At 51.8% G+C, this 16313-nt stretch carries 17 protein-coding genes; 4 read left to right on the top strand and 13 right to left on the bottom strand.

Annotated elements, in window-relative coordinates:
• Positions 1-259 precede the first annotated feature (259 nt).
• The 3 genes from mdoG to QEN32_RS13290 all read left to right on the top strand — a co-directional run bounded on the left by mdoG (position 260) and on the right by QEN32_RS13290 (position 4632).
• A complete protein-coding gene (gene mdoG / locus QEN32_RS13300) occupies positions 260-1795 on the top strand; it encodes a glucans biosynthesis protein MdoG (RefSeq protein ID WP_001562609.1) in 1536 nt (511 codons plus the stop codon).
• Complete coding sequence (gene mdoH / locus QEN32_RS13295) at positions 1788-4331, top strand: glucans biosynthesis glucosyltransferase MdoH (protein ID WP_023205468.1); 2544 nt, start codon at positions 1788-1790, stop codon at positions 4329-4331. The genes mdoG and mdoH overlap by 8 nt, the downstream gene beginning before the upstream one ends.
• 73 nt (positions 4332-4404) lie before the next feature.
• The gene (locus tag QEN32_RS13290) at positions 4405-4632 is read left to right on the top strand and encodes a YceK/YidQ family lipoprotein (RefSeq protein WP_001217832.1); all 228 of its coding nucleotides are present in this window, start codon (positions 4405-4407) and stop codon (positions 4630-4632) included.
• Here QEN32_RS13290 and QEN32_RS13285 read toward each other — a convergent pair whose 3' ends face one another.
• From QEN32_RS13285 to QEN32_RS13275, 3 genes are all read right to left on the bottom strand, one after another.
• Positions 4633-5007 (bottom strand): MysB family protein, encoded by a 375-nt coding sequence (locus tag QEN32_RS13285; RefSeq protein WP_000180050.1) that lies wholly within the window; start codon positions 5005-5007, stop codon positions 4633-4635. It lies immediately after the preceding gene.
• 81 nt (positions 5008-5088) lie between these two features.
• Positions 5089-6303: a multidrug efflux MFS transporter MdtG gene (gene mdtG / locus QEN32_RS13280; protein WP_000075054.1), complete on the bottom strand. Its 1215-nt coding sequence runs from the start codon at positions 6301-6303 to the stop codon at positions 5089-5091.
• A gap of 154 nt (positions 6304-6457) precedes the next feature.
• Positions 6458-7378, bottom strand: coding sequence for a Kdo(2)-lipid IV(A) acyltransferase (locus QEN32_RS13275; protein ID WP_000163973.1), 921 nt, complete (start codon positions 7376-7378; stop codon positions 6458-6460).
• A gap of 219 nt (positions 7379-7597) precedes the next feature.
• On the opposite strand from QEN32_RS13275, the gene QEN32_RS13270 reads away from it, so the two are divergent.
• Positions 7598-8650, top strand: a complete 1053-nt coding sequence (locus QEN32_RS13270) for a rhodanese-related sulfurtransferase (RefSeq protein ID WP_001144623.1) — start codon at positions 7598-7600, stop codon at positions 8648-8650.
• 51 nt (positions 8651-8701) lie between these two features.
• On the opposite strand, the gene QEN32_RS13265 is transcribed toward QEN32_RS13270, so the two are convergent.
• The 10 genes from QEN32_RS13265 to mdtH all read right to left on the bottom strand — a co-directional run bounded on the left by QEN32_RS13265 (position 8702) and on the right by mdtH (position 16111).
• Positions 8702-9277, bottom strand: a complete 576-nt coding sequence (locus tag QEN32_RS13265) for a YceI family protein (protein WP_000739886.1) — start codon at positions 9275-9277, stop codon at positions 8702-8704.
• Entirely contained in the window at positions 9274-9846 is a 573-nt protein-coding gene (locus tag QEN32_RS13260; RefSeq protein ID WP_265322168.1) for a cytochrome b, read from the bottom strand. The genes QEN32_RS13265 and QEN32_RS13260 overlap by 4 nt, the downstream gene beginning before the upstream one ends.
• Positions 9847-10108: 262 nt before the next feature.
• Positions 10109-10222: a YceO family protein gene (locus tag QEN32_RS13255; RefSeq protein ID WP_001253282.1), complete on the bottom strand. Its 114-nt coding sequence runs from the start codon at positions 10220-10222 to the stop codon at positions 10109-10111.
• 40 nt (positions 10223-10262) lie between these two features.
• Entirely contained in the window at positions 10263-11381 is a 1119-nt protein-coding gene (solA, locus tag QEN32_RS13250) for an N-methyl-L-tryptophan oxidase (RefSeq protein ID WP_079843165.1), read from the bottom strand.
• 112 nt (positions 11382-11493) lie between these two features.
• The gene (bssS, locus tag QEN32_RS13245; protein ID WP_000414441.1) at positions 11494-11748 is read right to left on the bottom strand and encodes a biofilm formation regulator BssS; all 255 of its coding nucleotides are present in this window, start codon (positions 11746-11748) and stop codon (positions 11494-11496) included.
• Positions 11749-12037: 289 nt separating this feature from the next.
• A complete protein-coding gene (gene dinI / locus QEN32_RS13240; RefSeq protein ID WP_001217763.1) occupies positions 12038-12283 on the bottom strand; it encodes a DNA damage-inducible protein I in 246 nt (81 codons plus the stop codon).
• Positions 12284-12356: 73 nt separating this feature from the next.
• Positions 12357-13403, bottom strand: a complete 1047-nt coding sequence (gene pyrC, locus QEN32_RS13235) for a dihydroorotase (RefSeq protein WP_031605446.1) — start codon at positions 13401-13403, stop codon at positions 12357-12359.
• A gap of 103 nt (positions 13404-13506) precedes the next feature.
• Positions 13507-14067 (bottom strand): lipoprotein, encoded by a 561-nt coding sequence (locus QEN32_RS13230; RefSeq protein WP_000713057.1) that lies wholly within the window; start codon positions 14065-14067, stop codon positions 13507-13509.
• A gap of 124 nt (positions 14068-14191) precedes the next feature.
• Positions 14192-14839, bottom strand: a complete 648-nt coding sequence (gene grxB, locus QEN32_RS13225; RefSeq protein WP_000780893.1) for a glutaredoxin 2 — start codon at positions 14837-14839, stop codon at positions 14192-14194.
• Positions 14840-14902: 63 nt separating this feature from the next.
• Positions 14903-16111, bottom strand: a complete 1209-nt coding sequence (gene mdtH / locus QEN32_RS13220; protein ID WP_000092178.1) for a multidrug efflux MFS transporter MdtH — start codon at positions 16109-16111, stop codon at positions 14903-14905.
• Positions 16112-16313: the final 202 nt, after the last annotated feature.

Below are 16313 nucleotides of genomic sequence, written 5' to 3'. Positions count from 1 at the left end.
ATTCTCAGATTTTTCACCTTATCCATAAGGCGAATTATAGTTACATTCGGTAGCAACCCTACACCAACTCCGACAACCTGTCTCCAGGATAAGCACGCAAAGTGAAAACAGGCGCGGGAGGTGCTTAATCCATGAGCCAGCGCGCTGAACAAAGCCTGGATTCAGTTGTCGTAATGCCTGATTATCCATTAAAATGGATCGGATCGATATAAGCACACAAAGGGGGAAGTGCTTACTTATTATGAAACATAAACGACAAATGATGAAAATGCGTTGGTTGGGCGCAGCTATTATGTTAACGCTTTACGCATCATCGAGCTGGGCGTTCAGTATTGATGACGTGGCAAAACAAGCTCAATCTTTAGCCGGGAAAGGCTATGAGGCGCCTAAAAGCAACTTGCCCTCCGTTTTCCGCGACATGAAATATGCGGATTATCAGCAGATCCAGTTTAACAGCGATAAAGCCTACTGGAACAACTTAAAGACCCCTTTTAAGCTCGAATTTTACCATCAGGGGATGTACTTCGATACGCCGGTCAAGATTAACGAAGTGACGGCGACGACGGTCAAAAGAATCAAATACAGCCCGGATTACTTCAATTTTGGCAATGTTCAGCACGATAAAGACACGGTAAAAGATTTAGGCTTCGCCGGGTTCAAAGTACTGTACCCCATCAACAGTAAAGATAAGAACGACGAAATCGTCAGTATGCTTGGCGCCAGCTATTTCCGTGTTATCGGCGCAGGCCAGGTATATGGCTTATCTGCGCGCGGCCTGGCGATTGATACCGCCTTACCATCTGGTGAAGAGTTTCCCCGCTTTCGCGAGTTCTGGATTGAGCGTCCAAAACCCACCGATAAGCGTTTGACCGTCTATGCATTACTGGATTCTCCGCGCGCGACCGGCGCTTACCGTTTTGTGATCATTCCTGGCCGCGATACCGTGGTGGACGTGCAGTCAAAAGTCTATCTGCGCGATAAAGTGGGCAAGCTGGGCGTTGCGCCATTAACCAGTATGTTCCTGTTTGGGCCAAACCAGCCGTCGCCGACGACCAACTATCGTCCGGAACTGCATGACTCGAACGGCTTATCCATTCATGCGGGTAATGGCGAGTGGATTTGGCGTCCGCTGAACAATCCAAAACACCTCGCTGTGAGCAGCTATGCAATGGAAAACCCTCAGGGATTCGGCCTGTTGCAGCGTGGTCGCGAGTTCTCGCGCTTTGAAGATTTAGACGATCGCTACGACCTGCGTCCAAGCGCCTGGATTACCCCGAAAGGCGACTGGGGCAAAGGTAAGGTTGAACTGGTTGAAATTCCGACCAATGATGAAACCAACGATAACATCGTCGCTTACTGGACTCCGGATCAACTGCCGGAACCGGGTAAAGAGATGAACTTCAAGTACACTCTGACCTTCAGCCGCGATGAAGATAAACTTCATGCGCCGGATAATGCCTGGGTGCTGCAAACACGCCGCTCAACGGGCGACGTTAAACAGTCGAATCTGATTCGCCAGCCCGACGGCACTATTGCCTTTGTGGTGGATTTCGTTGGCGCCGACATGAAAAAACTGCCGCCGGATACGCCTGTCGCTGCGCAAACCAGCATTGGCGATAACGGTGAAATCGTTGACAGTAATGTACGCTATAACCCAGTCACTAAAGGCTGGCGTTTAATGCTGCGCGTGAAAGTCAAAGACGCGAAGAAAACCACGGAAATGCGTGCCGCATTGGTGAATGCCGATCAGACGCTAAGTGAAACCTGGAGCTACCAGTTACCTGCCAATGAATAAAACAACTGAGTATATTGACGCACTGCTGCTTTCTGAACGTGAGAAAGCGGCATTGCCGAAAACTGACATCCGCGCCGTGCATCAGGCGCTGGATGCCGAGCATCGGACTTACTCGCGAGAAGACGATTCACCGCAGGGTTCCGTAAAAGCCCGCCTTGAACACGCCTGGCCGGATTCATTGGCGAAGGGGCAGTTAATTAAAGATGATGAAGGGCGCGATCAGTTGCAGGCTATGCCAAAAGCGACGCGCTCTTCGATGTTTCCCGATCCCTGGCGAACCAACCCGGTTGGCCGTTTCTGGGATCGTCTGCGTGGGCGGGATGTAACGCCGCGCTATGTTTCTCGTCTGACAAAAGAAGAGCAGGCGAGCGAGCAAAAATGGCGTACCGTCGGCACTATACGCCGCTATGTTCTGTTAATTTTGACTCTGGCGCAAACCGTCGTCGCGACCTGGTATATGAAGACCATTCTGCCTTATCAGGGATGGGCGCTCATCAATCCTATGGATATGGTGGGGCAGGATATTTGGGTCTCTTTTATGCAGCTCCTGCCCTACATGCTGCAAACCGGTATCCTGATTTTGTTTGCCGTGCTGTTCTGCTGGGTGTCAGCCGGATTCTGGACGGCGCTGATGGGCTTCCTGCAACTGCTTATCGGGCGCGATAAGTACAGCATCTCCGCGTCTACGGTTGGCGATGAGCCCCTCAATCCGGAACACCGGACGGCGCTGATCATGCCTATCTGTAATGAAGACGTTAGCCGCGTTTTCGCCGGTCTGCGCGCGACCTGGGAGTCCGTTAAAGCCACAGGCAACGCCGCGCATTTCGACGTCTATATCCTTAGCGACAGTTATAACCCGGATATCTGCGTGGCGGAGCAAAAGGCGTGGATGGAGCTTATCGCGGAAGTGCAGGGCGAAGGCCAAATTTTTTACCGTCGCCGCCGCCGCCGTATGAAACGCAAAAGCGGCAATATTGACGATTTTTGCCGCCGCTGGGGCAATCAGTACAGCTATATGGTGGTGCTGGACGCGGACTCAGTGATGAGCGGCGAGTGTCTGAGCGGGCTGGTGCGTCTGATGGAAGCGAATCCAAACGCCGGGATTATCCAGTCTTCGCCGAAAGCGTCGGGAATGGATACTCTGTATGCCCGCTGCCAACAGTTCGCGACCCGTGTTTATGGGCCGCTGTTTACCGCCGGGCTGCACTTCTGGCAGTTGGGGGAGTCGCACTACTGGGGGCACAATGCCATTATCCGCGTGAAGCCGTTTATCGAGCACTGCGCTCTGGCGCCGCTGCCGGGAGAAGGTTCGTTCGCCGGATCGATTCTTTCCCACGACTTTGTGGAGGCGGCGCTAATGCGTCGGGCAGGGTGGGGCGTCTGGATTGCCTACGATCTCCCCGGTTCCTATGAAGAGCTGCCGCCAAACCTGCTGGATGAGCTTAAACGCGACCGCCGCTGGTGTCACGGCAACCTGATGAACTTTCGTCTGTTCCTGGTGAAAGGAATGCACCCGGTGCATCGCGCCGTGTTCCTGACCGGGGTAATGTCATACCTGTCCGCGCCGTTATGGTTTATGTTCCTCGCGCTTTCTACCGCGCTGCAGGTCGTTCATGCGTTAACAGAGCCGCAATATTTCCTTCAGCCGCGCCAGCTTTTTCCGGTCTGGCCGCAGTGGCGTCCGGAACTGGCAATCGCGCTGTTTGCGTCAACGATGGTGCTGCTGTTCCTGCCGAAGCTGCTCAGTATTATGCTGATCTGGTGTAAAGGCACCAAAGAGTATGGCGGTTTCTGGCGCGTTACGCTGTCGCTGTTGCTGGAAGTGCTGTTCTCCGTGTTGCTGGCGCCGGTGCGTATGCTGTTTCATACCGTGTTTGTGGTCAGCGCGTTCCTCGGCTGGGAAGTGGTCTGGAACTCACCGCAACGCGACGATGATTCTACGCCGTGGGGAGAAGCCTTTATGCGTCACGGCTCTCAACTGCTGCTGGGGCTGGTCTGGGCGGTGGGTATGGCGTGGCTGGATTTACGCTTTCTGTTCTGGCTGGCGCCGATTGTCTTTTCGCTGATTCTGTCGCCATTTGTTTCGGTGATCTCCAGTCGTTCAACGGTAGGATTACGCACCAAACGCTGGAAGCTGTTCCTGATCCCGGAAGAGTATTCGCCGCCTCAGGTGTTGGTCGATACCGATAAATATCTGGAGATGAATCGCCGCCGTATTCTGGACGATGGCTTTATGCATGCGGTATTTAACCCGTCGCTGAATGCGCTGGCGACCGCGATGGCCACCGCGCGTCACCGTGCCAGTAAGGTGCTGGAAATAGCCCGCGATCGTCATGTGGAGCAGGCGCTAAACGAAACGCCGGAGAAACTGAACCGCGATCGGCGCCTGGTTTTGCTCAGCGATCCGGTGACGATGGCGCGTTTACACTATAGGGTCTGGAATGCGCCAGAGAGATACTCTTCCTGGGTAAACCATTATCAGTCTCTCGTCCTGAATCCGCAGGCGTTGCAGGGACGAGCATCGTCAGCGGGATAAGGTCTTCAGGTCTGGAGTGAGGTGAAAAATACCGGCGTGATGCCGGTATTTTTATAGTGAAATGAGGTATCAGGTGCGTATATTCGCGGTGAGCATAATGGTGATTACCCTGAGCGGCTGCGGCAGTATTATCAGCAGAACGATCCCCGGACAAGGACACGGCAACCAGTATTACCCTGGCGTGCAGTGGGATATGCGTGATTCCGCATGGCGCTATATCACTATCCTCGATCTGCCCTTCTCACTGATCTTCGATACACTGCTACTGCCGCTCGATATTCACCACGGGCCTTATGAGTAATTAACGCTCATCCCATTCGTCTGCCGCAGTACGGCCTTCCTCGGTATCAAGCGGGGGTTCAAGCTGGAATTCCCCTTCATCCCATTCATGCAAAGTATTCTCTTCCTGCCATTCCTGGCGGATCTCTATCTCATCATAATCGCCGTCAAACACGCTCTGCGCGGCTTCACCACTCAGCATCGGCAGACATTCGCCATCTTCACCTTCATCGGCGAAAAATTCGACCTGCCACATGATGTCCCCATCCTGCAGTACATATTTCTGAACGTTGAACTGCTGCACATTCGCTTCATCTTGTTCGAGGCCTGGATGGTCAGCCAGAAATTCTTCCCGGGCTGCATCGATAGCTTCTTCCAGCGTGGCATACATGGTCATCAGTGTCTCCCTTTGATTTGACGAGGTATTTAGGGAAAGAATAGCTGATTCTGTGATATTGCAAGTATGAAAGCGCAAAAATCATTCTGTTGCCAGTCTGCGCCGTCGTAAGCTGTTCCATGAATAGATAGCATTGAACAACACCACGCCTGCCGTAACGCAGAATACGGCGCGGAAGCCATAGCTCGCGGAAATTGCGGCGCCCATGAGAGGGCCGGTGACGTTGCCGATATCGCGGAAAGATTGGTTGTAGCTGAATATGCGCCCGGCTATCTGGTTGGTAGAGTTGTAAACCAGCAGAGTTTGAACGGCTGGCAGCAGCGCGCCATCCGCCGCGCCAAGCAGAAACCGCAATAGCGCGAGCTGCCACGGCGTTTGCACAAAAGACATTGGAATCAGTAGCAGTACGGAAATAATCAGCGCGACGATAAGGATCTTTTCCGGGCCAATTCTGTCGCCGAGCTTGCCGAGCCGGGGGGCGCTAAGTAATGCCGCCACGCCGGGAACGGACGCTATCATCCCGCTAATGAACGCAATATTACTGACATTTCCCGCCAGTTCGCGCACATAGAGCGTCAGGATGGGCGCAATAGACCCCGTCGCCACCTGAATAATCAGCGTGGTGACAAACAGGCTTAACACCAGGCGGGGATTTTTTAACGAAGCGACCACTTCCCGAACGTGAAGCATCTCTTTTTTGCTCACCGGCAGGAAATTCTCGCGAATAAAAAAGAAGGTGAGCAGAAAACAGATAAACAAAACGCTGGCGGTAATAAAAAAGACCGGGCGAAGGCCGTAATGGTCGGCGAGCAGACCACCCGCAAGTGGGCCAAGAAGAGCGCCGCTGACGCCGCCAGTAGAGAGCGTCCCTAACGCCCAGCCGCTTTTATGGCGCGGCACCTGAGTGGCGATGAGCGCATTGGCGTTGGGAATAAATCCGCCCAGCAGGCCTAATAACGCGCGGAGGATCAGAAATTGCCAGATATTTTGCGCCATGCCCATTAACAGCATCACAATGGCCATGCCGAGAGCGGAACGCAACAGCATGATCTTACGCCCTTTACGATCCGCCAGGCCGCCCCAAAAAGGGGAAGCGATAGCTGAAAAGAGGAACGTAATACTAAAGACCAGCCCGGACCACATGTTGAGCGCGCTATGGCCTGTTACGCCGAGTTGCTCAACGTAGAGAGGGAGAAAAGGCATGACCAGGCTGAATGCCGCGCCGGTTAAAAAACAGCCCAGCCAGGTAACGGTTAGATTGCGTTTCCAGTTTATGGGGACATCAGAGGGTGACATAGCGTTCCACAGTATGATGCGCGGTTTGCGCTATCATCAATTTAATTATGAGCGTACTAATTATAATTATGCGCCGACCTTACCAGCCTCGCAATGTGGGGAGCTTTTAAAGCTAAAAGAGGGGAAAAATTGCAGCCTGACGGCTGCAATCCTGTCAATAGCGCGACGGTACGCCTTCAGGGCGAGTTTTAAAGCGGCGATGCAGCCACATATACTGCTCTGGCGCCATCATAATGCACTGCTCGACAATCTTATTCATCCACGCGGCAGTCGCTTCTGCGCTCTCCAGCGGAGGCGAATATTCCGCAGGAAGAATGATCAGTTCGTAGCCTTTTCCATCGGGTTTACGGCGAGGCACAAAGGGGATAATACAGGCTTTAGACATGCGCGCCAGCATCCAGGTACCGGAGGTCGTAGCGGCCTGGTCGACGGCAAATAATGGTACAAAAACGCTGGCGCGCGGACCATAATCGTGATCCGGCGCATACCAGATCAATTCGCCGCTTTTCAATGCCTTAACCATGCCTTTCAGATCTTTGCGATCCAACATTGATTTATTGGAGCGTAAGCGTCCCCAGGTCTGTAACCAGTCGAGCAACGGATTATCATTCGGGCGATAAACTCCGATACCCGGGTTATGCATACCAAACATGCGGGCGCCAAACTCAAGGGTAAGAAAATGTATTCCTACCAGAATGAACCCCAGCCCCTGCGCTTTAACTTCACGGATATGCTCCAGACCGCTCGCTTCCATCCAGCGGTTCACTCGCCGATCGGGCCAGAACCAGGCCATGCCGGTTTCCATCACGCCCATACCGACGGATTCAAAGTTTTTGACCACCATGGTGTGGCGTTCCTGCGCGCTCATTTCCGGAAAGCATAATTCAAGGTTGCGATAGGCGATTTTCGCGCGGCGTTTCATTACGCGTCGCGCCAGGTGGCCCAATGCGCAACCCAATTTATAGATGACCGGGTAGGGGAGTTGCACGACCAACCAAAGCGCGCCTATACCCAACCAGGTTAACCAATAGCGCGGGTGCAGTAAGGCCACGGAGAACTTAGGCAACTTCGTCATTTCTATCCTGTCTTTCAACGAACAATTCCCCGTATTCTCGCATCTTTTTGCGTTGAGCAAAAATATGTAGCAGGAGAGTGGCGATTAAATCGACAATTGTTGTTAATTATTTAGTGTAAAGTAGGAAATGTAGCGCAAAATGTGTGGATGTAAATTGGCGAGACTTGCCTTATCATGCCTGCCCACTTTATTTTTTGCTGATTGCAGGATACGTACACCATGCCAGTGTTACACAACCGCATCTCTAATGACGAGCTGAAAGCCAAAATGCTGGCGGAAAGCGAGCCGCGTACGACAATTTCTTTTTATAAATATTTCACTATCGCCTCTCCGCAACAGACGCGGGACGCGTTGTATCAGGTGTTTACGGCGTTGGACGTTTTTGGTCGCGTTTACCTGGCGCATGAAGGCATCAATGCGCAAATCAGCGTGCCGCAAAGCAAGCTCGAGACCTTTCGTCAACAGCTTTATACGTTCGATCCCGCGCTGGACGGGCTGCGTTTAAATATCGCGCTGGAGGATGACGGAAAGTCATTTTGGGTGCTGCGTATGAAAGTTCGCGACCGTATCGTCGCTGACGGAATTGACGATCCAAGTTTTGACGCCAGTAATGTCGGCGATTATCTGAAGGCGGCAGATGTGAATGCGATGCTGGACGATCCTGATGCGGTCTTTATTGATATGCGCAACCACTATGAGTATGAAGTCGGCCATTTCGAAAATGCTCTGGAAATCCCGGCGGATACGTTTCGTGAACAGTTGCCAAAAGCGGTTGAAATGCTGCGGGAACATGCAGATAAAAAGATAGTGATGTACTGTACCGGCGGTATTCGTTGTGAGAAAGCCAGCGCCTGGATGAAACACAACGGTTTCAATAAAGTCTGGCATATTGAGGGTGGCATCATTGAATACGCCCGTCGCGCGCGCGAGCAGGGGCTTCCCGTTCGCTTTATCGGCAAAAATTTTGTATTTGATGAGCGAATGGGCGAACGAATCTCGGATGAGGTTATCGCGCATTGCCATCAGTGCGGCGCGCCCTGCGATAGCCATACCAACTGCAAAAATGACGGTTGCCATCTGCTGTTTATCCAGTGTCCGCAGTGCGCCAGTAAATTTAACGGCTGCTGTAGTGAACAATGCTGTGAAGAGCTGGCCTTGCCGGAGGAAGAACAGCGCCGACGTCGTGCGGGTCGCGAGAACGGCAACAAAATTTTTAATAAATCGCGTGGTCGGCTTAATAGCAAACTGAGCATTCCCGATCCGGCTGAGTAATATTTTGCCGGATAGCCGCGTAAAGGCCGCTATCCGGCATTTCGCCAGGCGTTACTTCTGCTGAACGCCTTCTACTGAGATGATAAGCTCAACCTCTTGTGAGGCCGGGCCGAGATCGGTAGTTATATTGAAATCCTTCAGCTTAATTTTTCCTTCGGCCTCAAAGCCCGCGCGCTTACCGCCCCACGGATCGTCGCCCTGGCCCATCAGCTTCGCTTCCAGCGTCACCGGTTTAGTCACGCCATTGAGTGTCAGATTGCCGGTAATATCCAGTTCATCGCCCTCTTTTTTCACGCTGGTAGAGGTGAAGGTTGCCTGCGGGAATTTCGCAACATTAAGAAATTCCGCGCTACGCAGGTGTTTGTCACGTTCGGCATGGTTAGTGTCGACGCTATTGGTGTTAATGGTCACGTTCACTTTGTCGGCCGACGGATTTTTTTCGTCAAAAGTGAACGTGCCGTCGAAATCTTTAAAGGTGCCGTATAGCCAGCTGTAGCCCAGATGCTGGATGCGGAAATTGACGAACGCATGTTGGCCTTCTTTATCAATTTTATACTCCGCCGCCACGGCGGAACCGGTCGTGAATAACAAGGATGCGAGGGTGAATCCCAGCAGGTTTTTTTTCATTTTTGAGCTCCATAGTCAGATGACGACATTCCTGTCATACGTTTCAGTGTGTCGTCTTTATCGATGAAATGGTGTTTTAGCGCCATAACCCCATGCGAGAGCGAGATAATGACCAGCGACCAGGCAAACCACAGATGCAGCGTTCCGGCGATGTCAGCCTGCGAGCCCGCGTCCGTAAGCGTGGCCGGAATCTCAAACCAGCCAAAGACGCTAATCGGTTTACCGTCGGCGGTGGAAATCAGGTAGCCGCTAATGATTATCGCAAAGAGCAGGAGATACAGGAGGAGATGACCCGCGGCGGCGCCAATGCGCGTTAAACGGGAATAGCTGGTCAACGCAACGGGCGGCGGAGAATAAAGCCGCCAGATAATACGCACGATCAGCGCCATCATCAGTAACATGCCAATACTTTTATGTATTTCCGGCGCCTGGTGATACCAGCCGTCGTAATAACTGAGCGTGACCATCCATAAACCCAACGCAAACATGCCATAGACCACCAGGGCGGTCAGCCAGTGGAGCGCGGCGGAAACCACGCCATAACGCTGTGGAGTATTTTTAAATTGCATAAACACACCAACGAATATTTCACGAGAGAATGAAAATGGCGTGGAAAAGCGCCGAATGCAACTTATAAATAAGAATTTGAATGATATTTATTTTCATTTCAATAATTTTGATGTTGTTTGCGGTTCAGCTTCAGAAGTTTCGAGATATTTCCCCCTGATAACCGCGCAACGGCAAGAACTGGCATTATTGCCGTGCTTCAACGTTATGAAATAAAAAGTGAGGAATTTTCAGGAAGTGTCAGTTAACGTCAATGAAAAGCAATCAGAAGAAAAGGAGATAAACAATATCCATCACCGCCAGCAGCGACCAAAGAATAACGTAAAGCATGAAATGTTCGCGAATATTATTCATCAGAAAATGAAAGAGACGACGCATAGCTTACCTTAATAAACAGCCCCTTTACGGGGCCGACAAATTATTGGCTAAAACGGGAAAGCCGGAACGGCGTCAGATCAAAGGAGGGCGTTTTTCCCAACGCAAAATCCGCAGCGATTTCTCCTAACACCGGGGCGAATTTAAAACCATGTCCGCTGAGTCCAGTGATGACAAGCGTGTTCTCATGGCCAGGCAGCGTATCGATAATAAAATCCTCGTCCGGCGAATTATCATAGGTACATGCCGCCCCATGTAAACAACCGCCGATACCCGGCAGTACGTTACGCAGGAAAGGAAATGCTTCCGCGCCATCGCTGGCAACGGCGGCAAAGGGCTTGCGCTCTTCCTGAGACTGTATTCGTTGTCCGCCATTGTGTTTGCCGATTTTTAACTCGTCGTTCTCCGCCGGGAAACCGTAATATTGATCGCCGTTGGGCATTTCGCCGGTAAAGGCCGGAAAGCGGTTTTTAGTGCTGTAACGTCCATCCGCCTTAAACCAGGCAAAAACTTTACGTACGGGCTGAACGGGCAGCTCCGGTACCAGCGTTTTGACCCAGGTGCCCGCGCTAATCAGCGCCTTGCTGGCGTGGTAGCAGCCTTCACTCGTCTCTATCGTCACACCGTTATCATCATGGTGAATATGGCTTACCGGGCTGTTAAATAGCTGTGCGCAGCCTGCTTCTCGGGCCAGACGAAGCCATGTGGTAATGGCTAATTCGCTGCGCAGGAAACCGGAGTCAGCTTCAAACAGCCCGATATAATTTTCGGGCACGCGAATGTCCGGCCAGCGCGTCATGAGGGCCGTCGCGTCCAGGCGCTCGACGTTCAATTGCCACTGTTGCGCGCTTCGTGCGACGTTGGCTAAGAAAGCGGAATCGGCCGGGCCGAGGTTAACGACGCCGGAGCGGACAAAAATAGGCTCTTCATTGTGTGTGGAGAGTTCATCCCAAAGCGCCTGGGCGCGAAGCACCAGCGGGACATATTTTTCGCCTTCACCATAAGCGTGGCGGATAAGTCGGGTATCGCCGTGATGGCTGCCCTGTTGATGAGGCGGCATATGCGCATCGGTCATCAGGACCTTTAGCCCGGCGCGGGTGGCGTAATAACCAGCGGCGGCGCCAACCGAACCGCTGCCGATAATAATAAGGTCGTATTTCATCAGCTTCTCTCTGCTATCGCGATGATTTCAGGGTAAATAACTGCGCTGAGATATACAAGCCAGAAATAAGTGAGGCACCTTACGGTGCCTGAGAGAGGGGGAGCGCGTCACACTAATGGCGACGATACTCGTTTTCCTGGTAATCACCTGATTCTATTTTGGCGATGCCGGCTTCTAATATTGAAATAAATTGCCTGGCTACATCTGTCGTTAACCAGAGCGTTTGACCAACTTCAGTCCCTTCCGGTTCCGGACGATTTGGGGTCTGGTAGTGTAAACGCAGCATCAGCGCATCATAGCTATCGACGGTGCTGATGTCCCATCCTACAAGCGGATGGGTCTGAATGACTTCATTATTCTTTTCCATCATGCCCCCCTGGTACGTGTTATAAGACAACGGTTCTCGAGGTTCAATGCGTGTTTTTCTTCTGAAGCAACTTCAGTATACCAATTAATAAGGCTATTCACTGCGTTTTTAAAGAGACCGGAGGATAAATTTCTCTTTTTAAGAATTATATGAACAATAAAGCGGCAGTTTATTCATATTTTTTTAGGATGTTGTGCAATTATTTTGACGGTCAGGCGAAATATTCATCAGTTGCGCAAATAAAAAAGCCGGGGCGACCCGGCAAACATACATCACTGCATATCATTTTTTATTCATTGATGAACCAGTCATCAGCGCTCTCCCAGGTCTCCTGGAGAATCTCGCTAATGCGTTCTTTGTCCTCTTTTGATGCGCCAATGACGGACAAGTTGTTGGCGGTAGCGTAACGCACGGTGACGTTACCCAAATTCTCCGGAAAATGATGGCTAATACGGCGGGAGAGTTCGCCCGCCAGCGCATCAATCGCACCGGCAGGCAGAGGTGACGTTTTGGCTATAGTGACTTCAATACGCATAATGGCCCCCTGTTGAATATACTGGATATATATACAGTTAAATCCAATATATAGCAACAGGTAAGCGCATTTTTTATTTTTTTACTGACCAGCGTACTGTTTCACCCGCTAAAAAAGGCACCAGCGAATCATCAGCCAGCGCGATATTTTCCGGTACCTGTTGTTCATCGCGAACCAGTTCCACCCACCCCGTATTCACCGGCAGGCCATAGAATTGCGGGCCATTCAGTGAACAGAACGCTTCAAAGTGCGCCAGCGCGTTCATTTCCTCAAACACGGCGGCATAACTGCCAAGGGCGGAGGGGGCGTTGAAACAACCGGCGCAGCCGCAACTGGTCTCTTTACGATGACGTGAATGCGGCGCTGAATCCGTCCCCAGGAAGGCGCGCGTAAAACCACTGGCAACCAGTTCGCGTAACGCCTGCTGGTGAATATTGCGTTTCAGAATCGGCAGACAGTACAGGTGAGGACGAATGCCGCCGACCAGCATATCATTACGGTTAAACATTAAATGTTGAGGCGTAATGGTAGCCGCCAGGTAGTCGTTGCCGTCACGTACATACTGCGCGGCATCTTTGGTCGTGATGTGCTCAAAGACCACTTTAAGCGTGGTCAGACGCTGGCGTAGCGGTTCCATTACGGTGTCGATAAAACGCGCTTCGCGATCGAAGATATCAACATCCGCATGGGTCACCTCACCGTGGATCAGCAATGGCATTCCGAGTTTTTCCATCCGCTCCAGTACCGGCATGATAGCGTCGACTGACGTTACGCCATGACTGGAGTTAGTGGTGGCATTGGCCGGGTAAAGCTTAGCCGCAGTAAATACGCCTTCATGGAAACCACGCTCCAGTTCATCGGCATCGAGCGAATCCGTTAAATAGCAGGTCATTAACGGCGTGAAATCATGCCCGGCGGGCACCGCATCGAGAATACGCTGGCGGTAGGCGATCGCTGCATCAACGGTCGTGATGGGGGACGCCAGGTTCGGCATCACGATAGCGCGACCATAAATTTCGCTGGTATAGGGTACGACCGTTTTTAACATGTCGCCATCGCGAAGGTGAACGTGCCAGTCGTCCGGGCGGCGGATCTTTAAAACCTGGGATGGTGCAGTCATTAATAAGCTCCGGCTGAGGAATAGTCTTTTTGCCGGAAACAAAGGATAAGCGGAAACGTTTTCGTTTGCACGTAAAAAAAGGGCGCGAGCGCGCCCTCCGAAATCAATTGGTGAAAGGAATAACGATTTCACCAGGTTTAACTTCAATGCCTTTCGCGAGTTTCTTCGCTAACGCTTCGCCTTTACTGCTGTCCTCACGCAACACGTAAGCGGGCCGCTGGTTAAAGTAGCTACGTAAAGACTGATTTAAATAGGGCAGGAGCGTTTGTAGCACCGATTGCATTTTCTCCGGCGTCACGGTGGCGTCTACTACTTCCATCTCCTGAAGATAGATGGCGCCTTTTTCTTTATCAAAGACCGGCAGGGCTTTTAGCTTGAGTTTCATCGTCGCTTTTTGACTGCCAAACAGGGAATTCATATCCAGCCTGGCATCGCCAGTAAGGGTGACTTTATTAGGCTCTTCCCGACCAATCTGGCTGACAAGGTTAGTCAATACGATATGCGCGTCGGCAATGCCGGGCAGACCAATATCTTTTGAGAAATTATTCCGTTTTTCAAGCGCTTGATTGATTTCTTGTTCGCTAATGGTGTATTGCGTAAGTTGATTACAACCCACTAACAGGCCGCTAACTACCAGCGCAGCGGCAAAAAAAAACTTTTTCATGGCGTTCCTTAGCATGTTGCCTGTGCCCTAATCTTGACACAAAGCAGCATGTCGCGCCAGCGGACATGGCGCCACTAGAAAAAGCTGAAAAAGGCGGCAAGAAAGGGTTGCCGCCTGGCGGGAGTTAGATAGCCATTGAGGAGAGTAAATTAATTTGCGTCTGCTTCGCCATATTATCGCGATAGTCCGCGACTTTTGTCGGCCAGTGGATACCGGCGACCAGCGTCAGATTACGCAGAAGCGGAAATAGATGAATATCATCTTCCGATAATTCGCCGTTAACGGCGTTAGGCTGTACGATGAGTTTATCCAGCAAACGTAAATCATCGCCGATCTTTTTAATCAGTCCGGCAGAGTGCGCAAGATGGTTGTCAAAACTGCCAGATGAGGCTTCTTTTTTGCGGATAAAATACTGGCGCGCCGCAGGGGTAGAAAATTCATCGAAAGCGGATTTTGCAAATCGCGGCAGCAGTAGCTGATTAACGTAACCGTTAACTTTGCGCAACCACTCTTCAATGGCTGGATTGCGTTTCCCGGTTAACAGCGGTTTGCCGTCGAGGTTGTCGACATAATGTACAATATCCATACTTTCAGGAAGGTAGCGACTATCATCTTTTTGCAGGATGGGCACCATCTTTTGACCAATCATCCGGGTGGGCGTCGCCTCGTCGTCATTTTGTAACACGTTAAGTTCAACGGGGATGTTCTTCAGGCCGAAAATCATGCGGGCTTTAACGCAGAAAGGGCAATGATCGTAAATATAAAGCTTCACGTTTCTCCTCCATTTGACTGTCGGTATCTGACCAGTATGGAGGAGATAGCGACAGGTATCAAATCAGGCGCCGGGTTCCAGCATCCGGCGCGGCGTGCGTTTATGACTAAATTGCCAGCCTAAAGCCAAAAAGGTAATGAAGCCGATAATACCGAGCATCATCCACGGTAGTTCAGGCTGCGCAAGCGCTTTACCCATATCAAACAACCAGCCGCCGCCGATATAACCAATCGCGCCGCCAATGGCTAATCCCAGACGGCTAAAGCCCATATAGCTTCCCCGCGCCCTCGCGTCCGCGAGCGACGCGCTGAGCGTTTCGCGCGCCGGTTCGGCGATAACCGAGCCGATGTAGAAAGCGCAAATAAGCGTAAAAAGCTGCTGTAAATTGCCCACCATCCCGATGGGGAGCATGCTCAGCGACATGACGAGCAAACCGGCCATCAGCCGATGCTCCAGCCGAAAACGCTTTTCGCTCCAGCGGGCAATCGGGTAGAGCAACGTCAGCGAGAGACACGCCTCTATAGCGTACATCCATTTCACGGCAGCAGGCGAACCGGCGATATCGTTTACCATAATCGGCAGCATTAACATGACCTGTACCGCCAGCATATAGTAGCCCGCCAGCGTCAGCACGTAGGTGACAAACCTTTTATCGCTCATGACGCGGCGCATTCCTTCACGCACCGGCGTTCTGACCGTTGATAGCTTCCAGGCCGGAAGCAGCCATGCGTTGAAAAGGGCGCATAATATGAACAAAATAGCGCCCGTCGCGCAGACCAGGCGAAAATCGTATTGTAGCAACCAGCTTCCCAGCAGCGCGCCAATCACCGCGCCCGCGCTGTCCTGCATCATCAACAGAGAGAAGAAGCGGCCCCGTTGCTCCGGACGAATTAATTTGACCACCAGCGCTGAACGCGGCGGGTCGAAAAGCGTACCGCCGAGACCGGAAAGAAAGCAGGAAAACCACAAGAGCCAGGGCTCATGCGCGATACCCATGGTGGCAAAGCCTGCGGCGCGCATCAGCATACCGGTGACAATCATCGGTTTCGCGCCAAAGCGATCGGCGATGGCGCCGCCAAAAATGCCCAGACCTTGTTGAATAAACTGGCGTAGGCCGAGCGCGATCCCTACCATTACGGCAGCCCACCCCATTTGATCGACAAAGCGAATAGAGATGAGCGGGAAGACGACGAAAAAACCCAGCACCACCAACATGTTATCGATGAGAAGAAAATATTTACCCAGGTTCCTCGCCTGCGAGACGCGCGACATTTCCCCTCCCGGGAAATAAAAGATGAGCGTCTTCTATTTTGCGGCGGCGTTTCGTTTTTTCCTACCGTTAGCGGGACAATATTTTTTTATCAAAAGTCCTTTTTAATCGAGAGTTTTCATCAAAATGTGGCAGCAATTCAAAAAATGACGATTTGCGCTTTTCACAGAGCCTGGTTGCGCAGGTATAGTAATGTTACTGGCG

The organism is Salmonella sp. SA14318 (assembly GCF_029866905.1).
GTDB lineage: Bacteria > Pseudomonadota > Gammaproteobacteria > Enterobacterales > Enterobacteriaceae > Salmonella > Salmonella enterica.
This window is presented reverse-complemented; position numbering and strand designations above follow the sequence as displayed.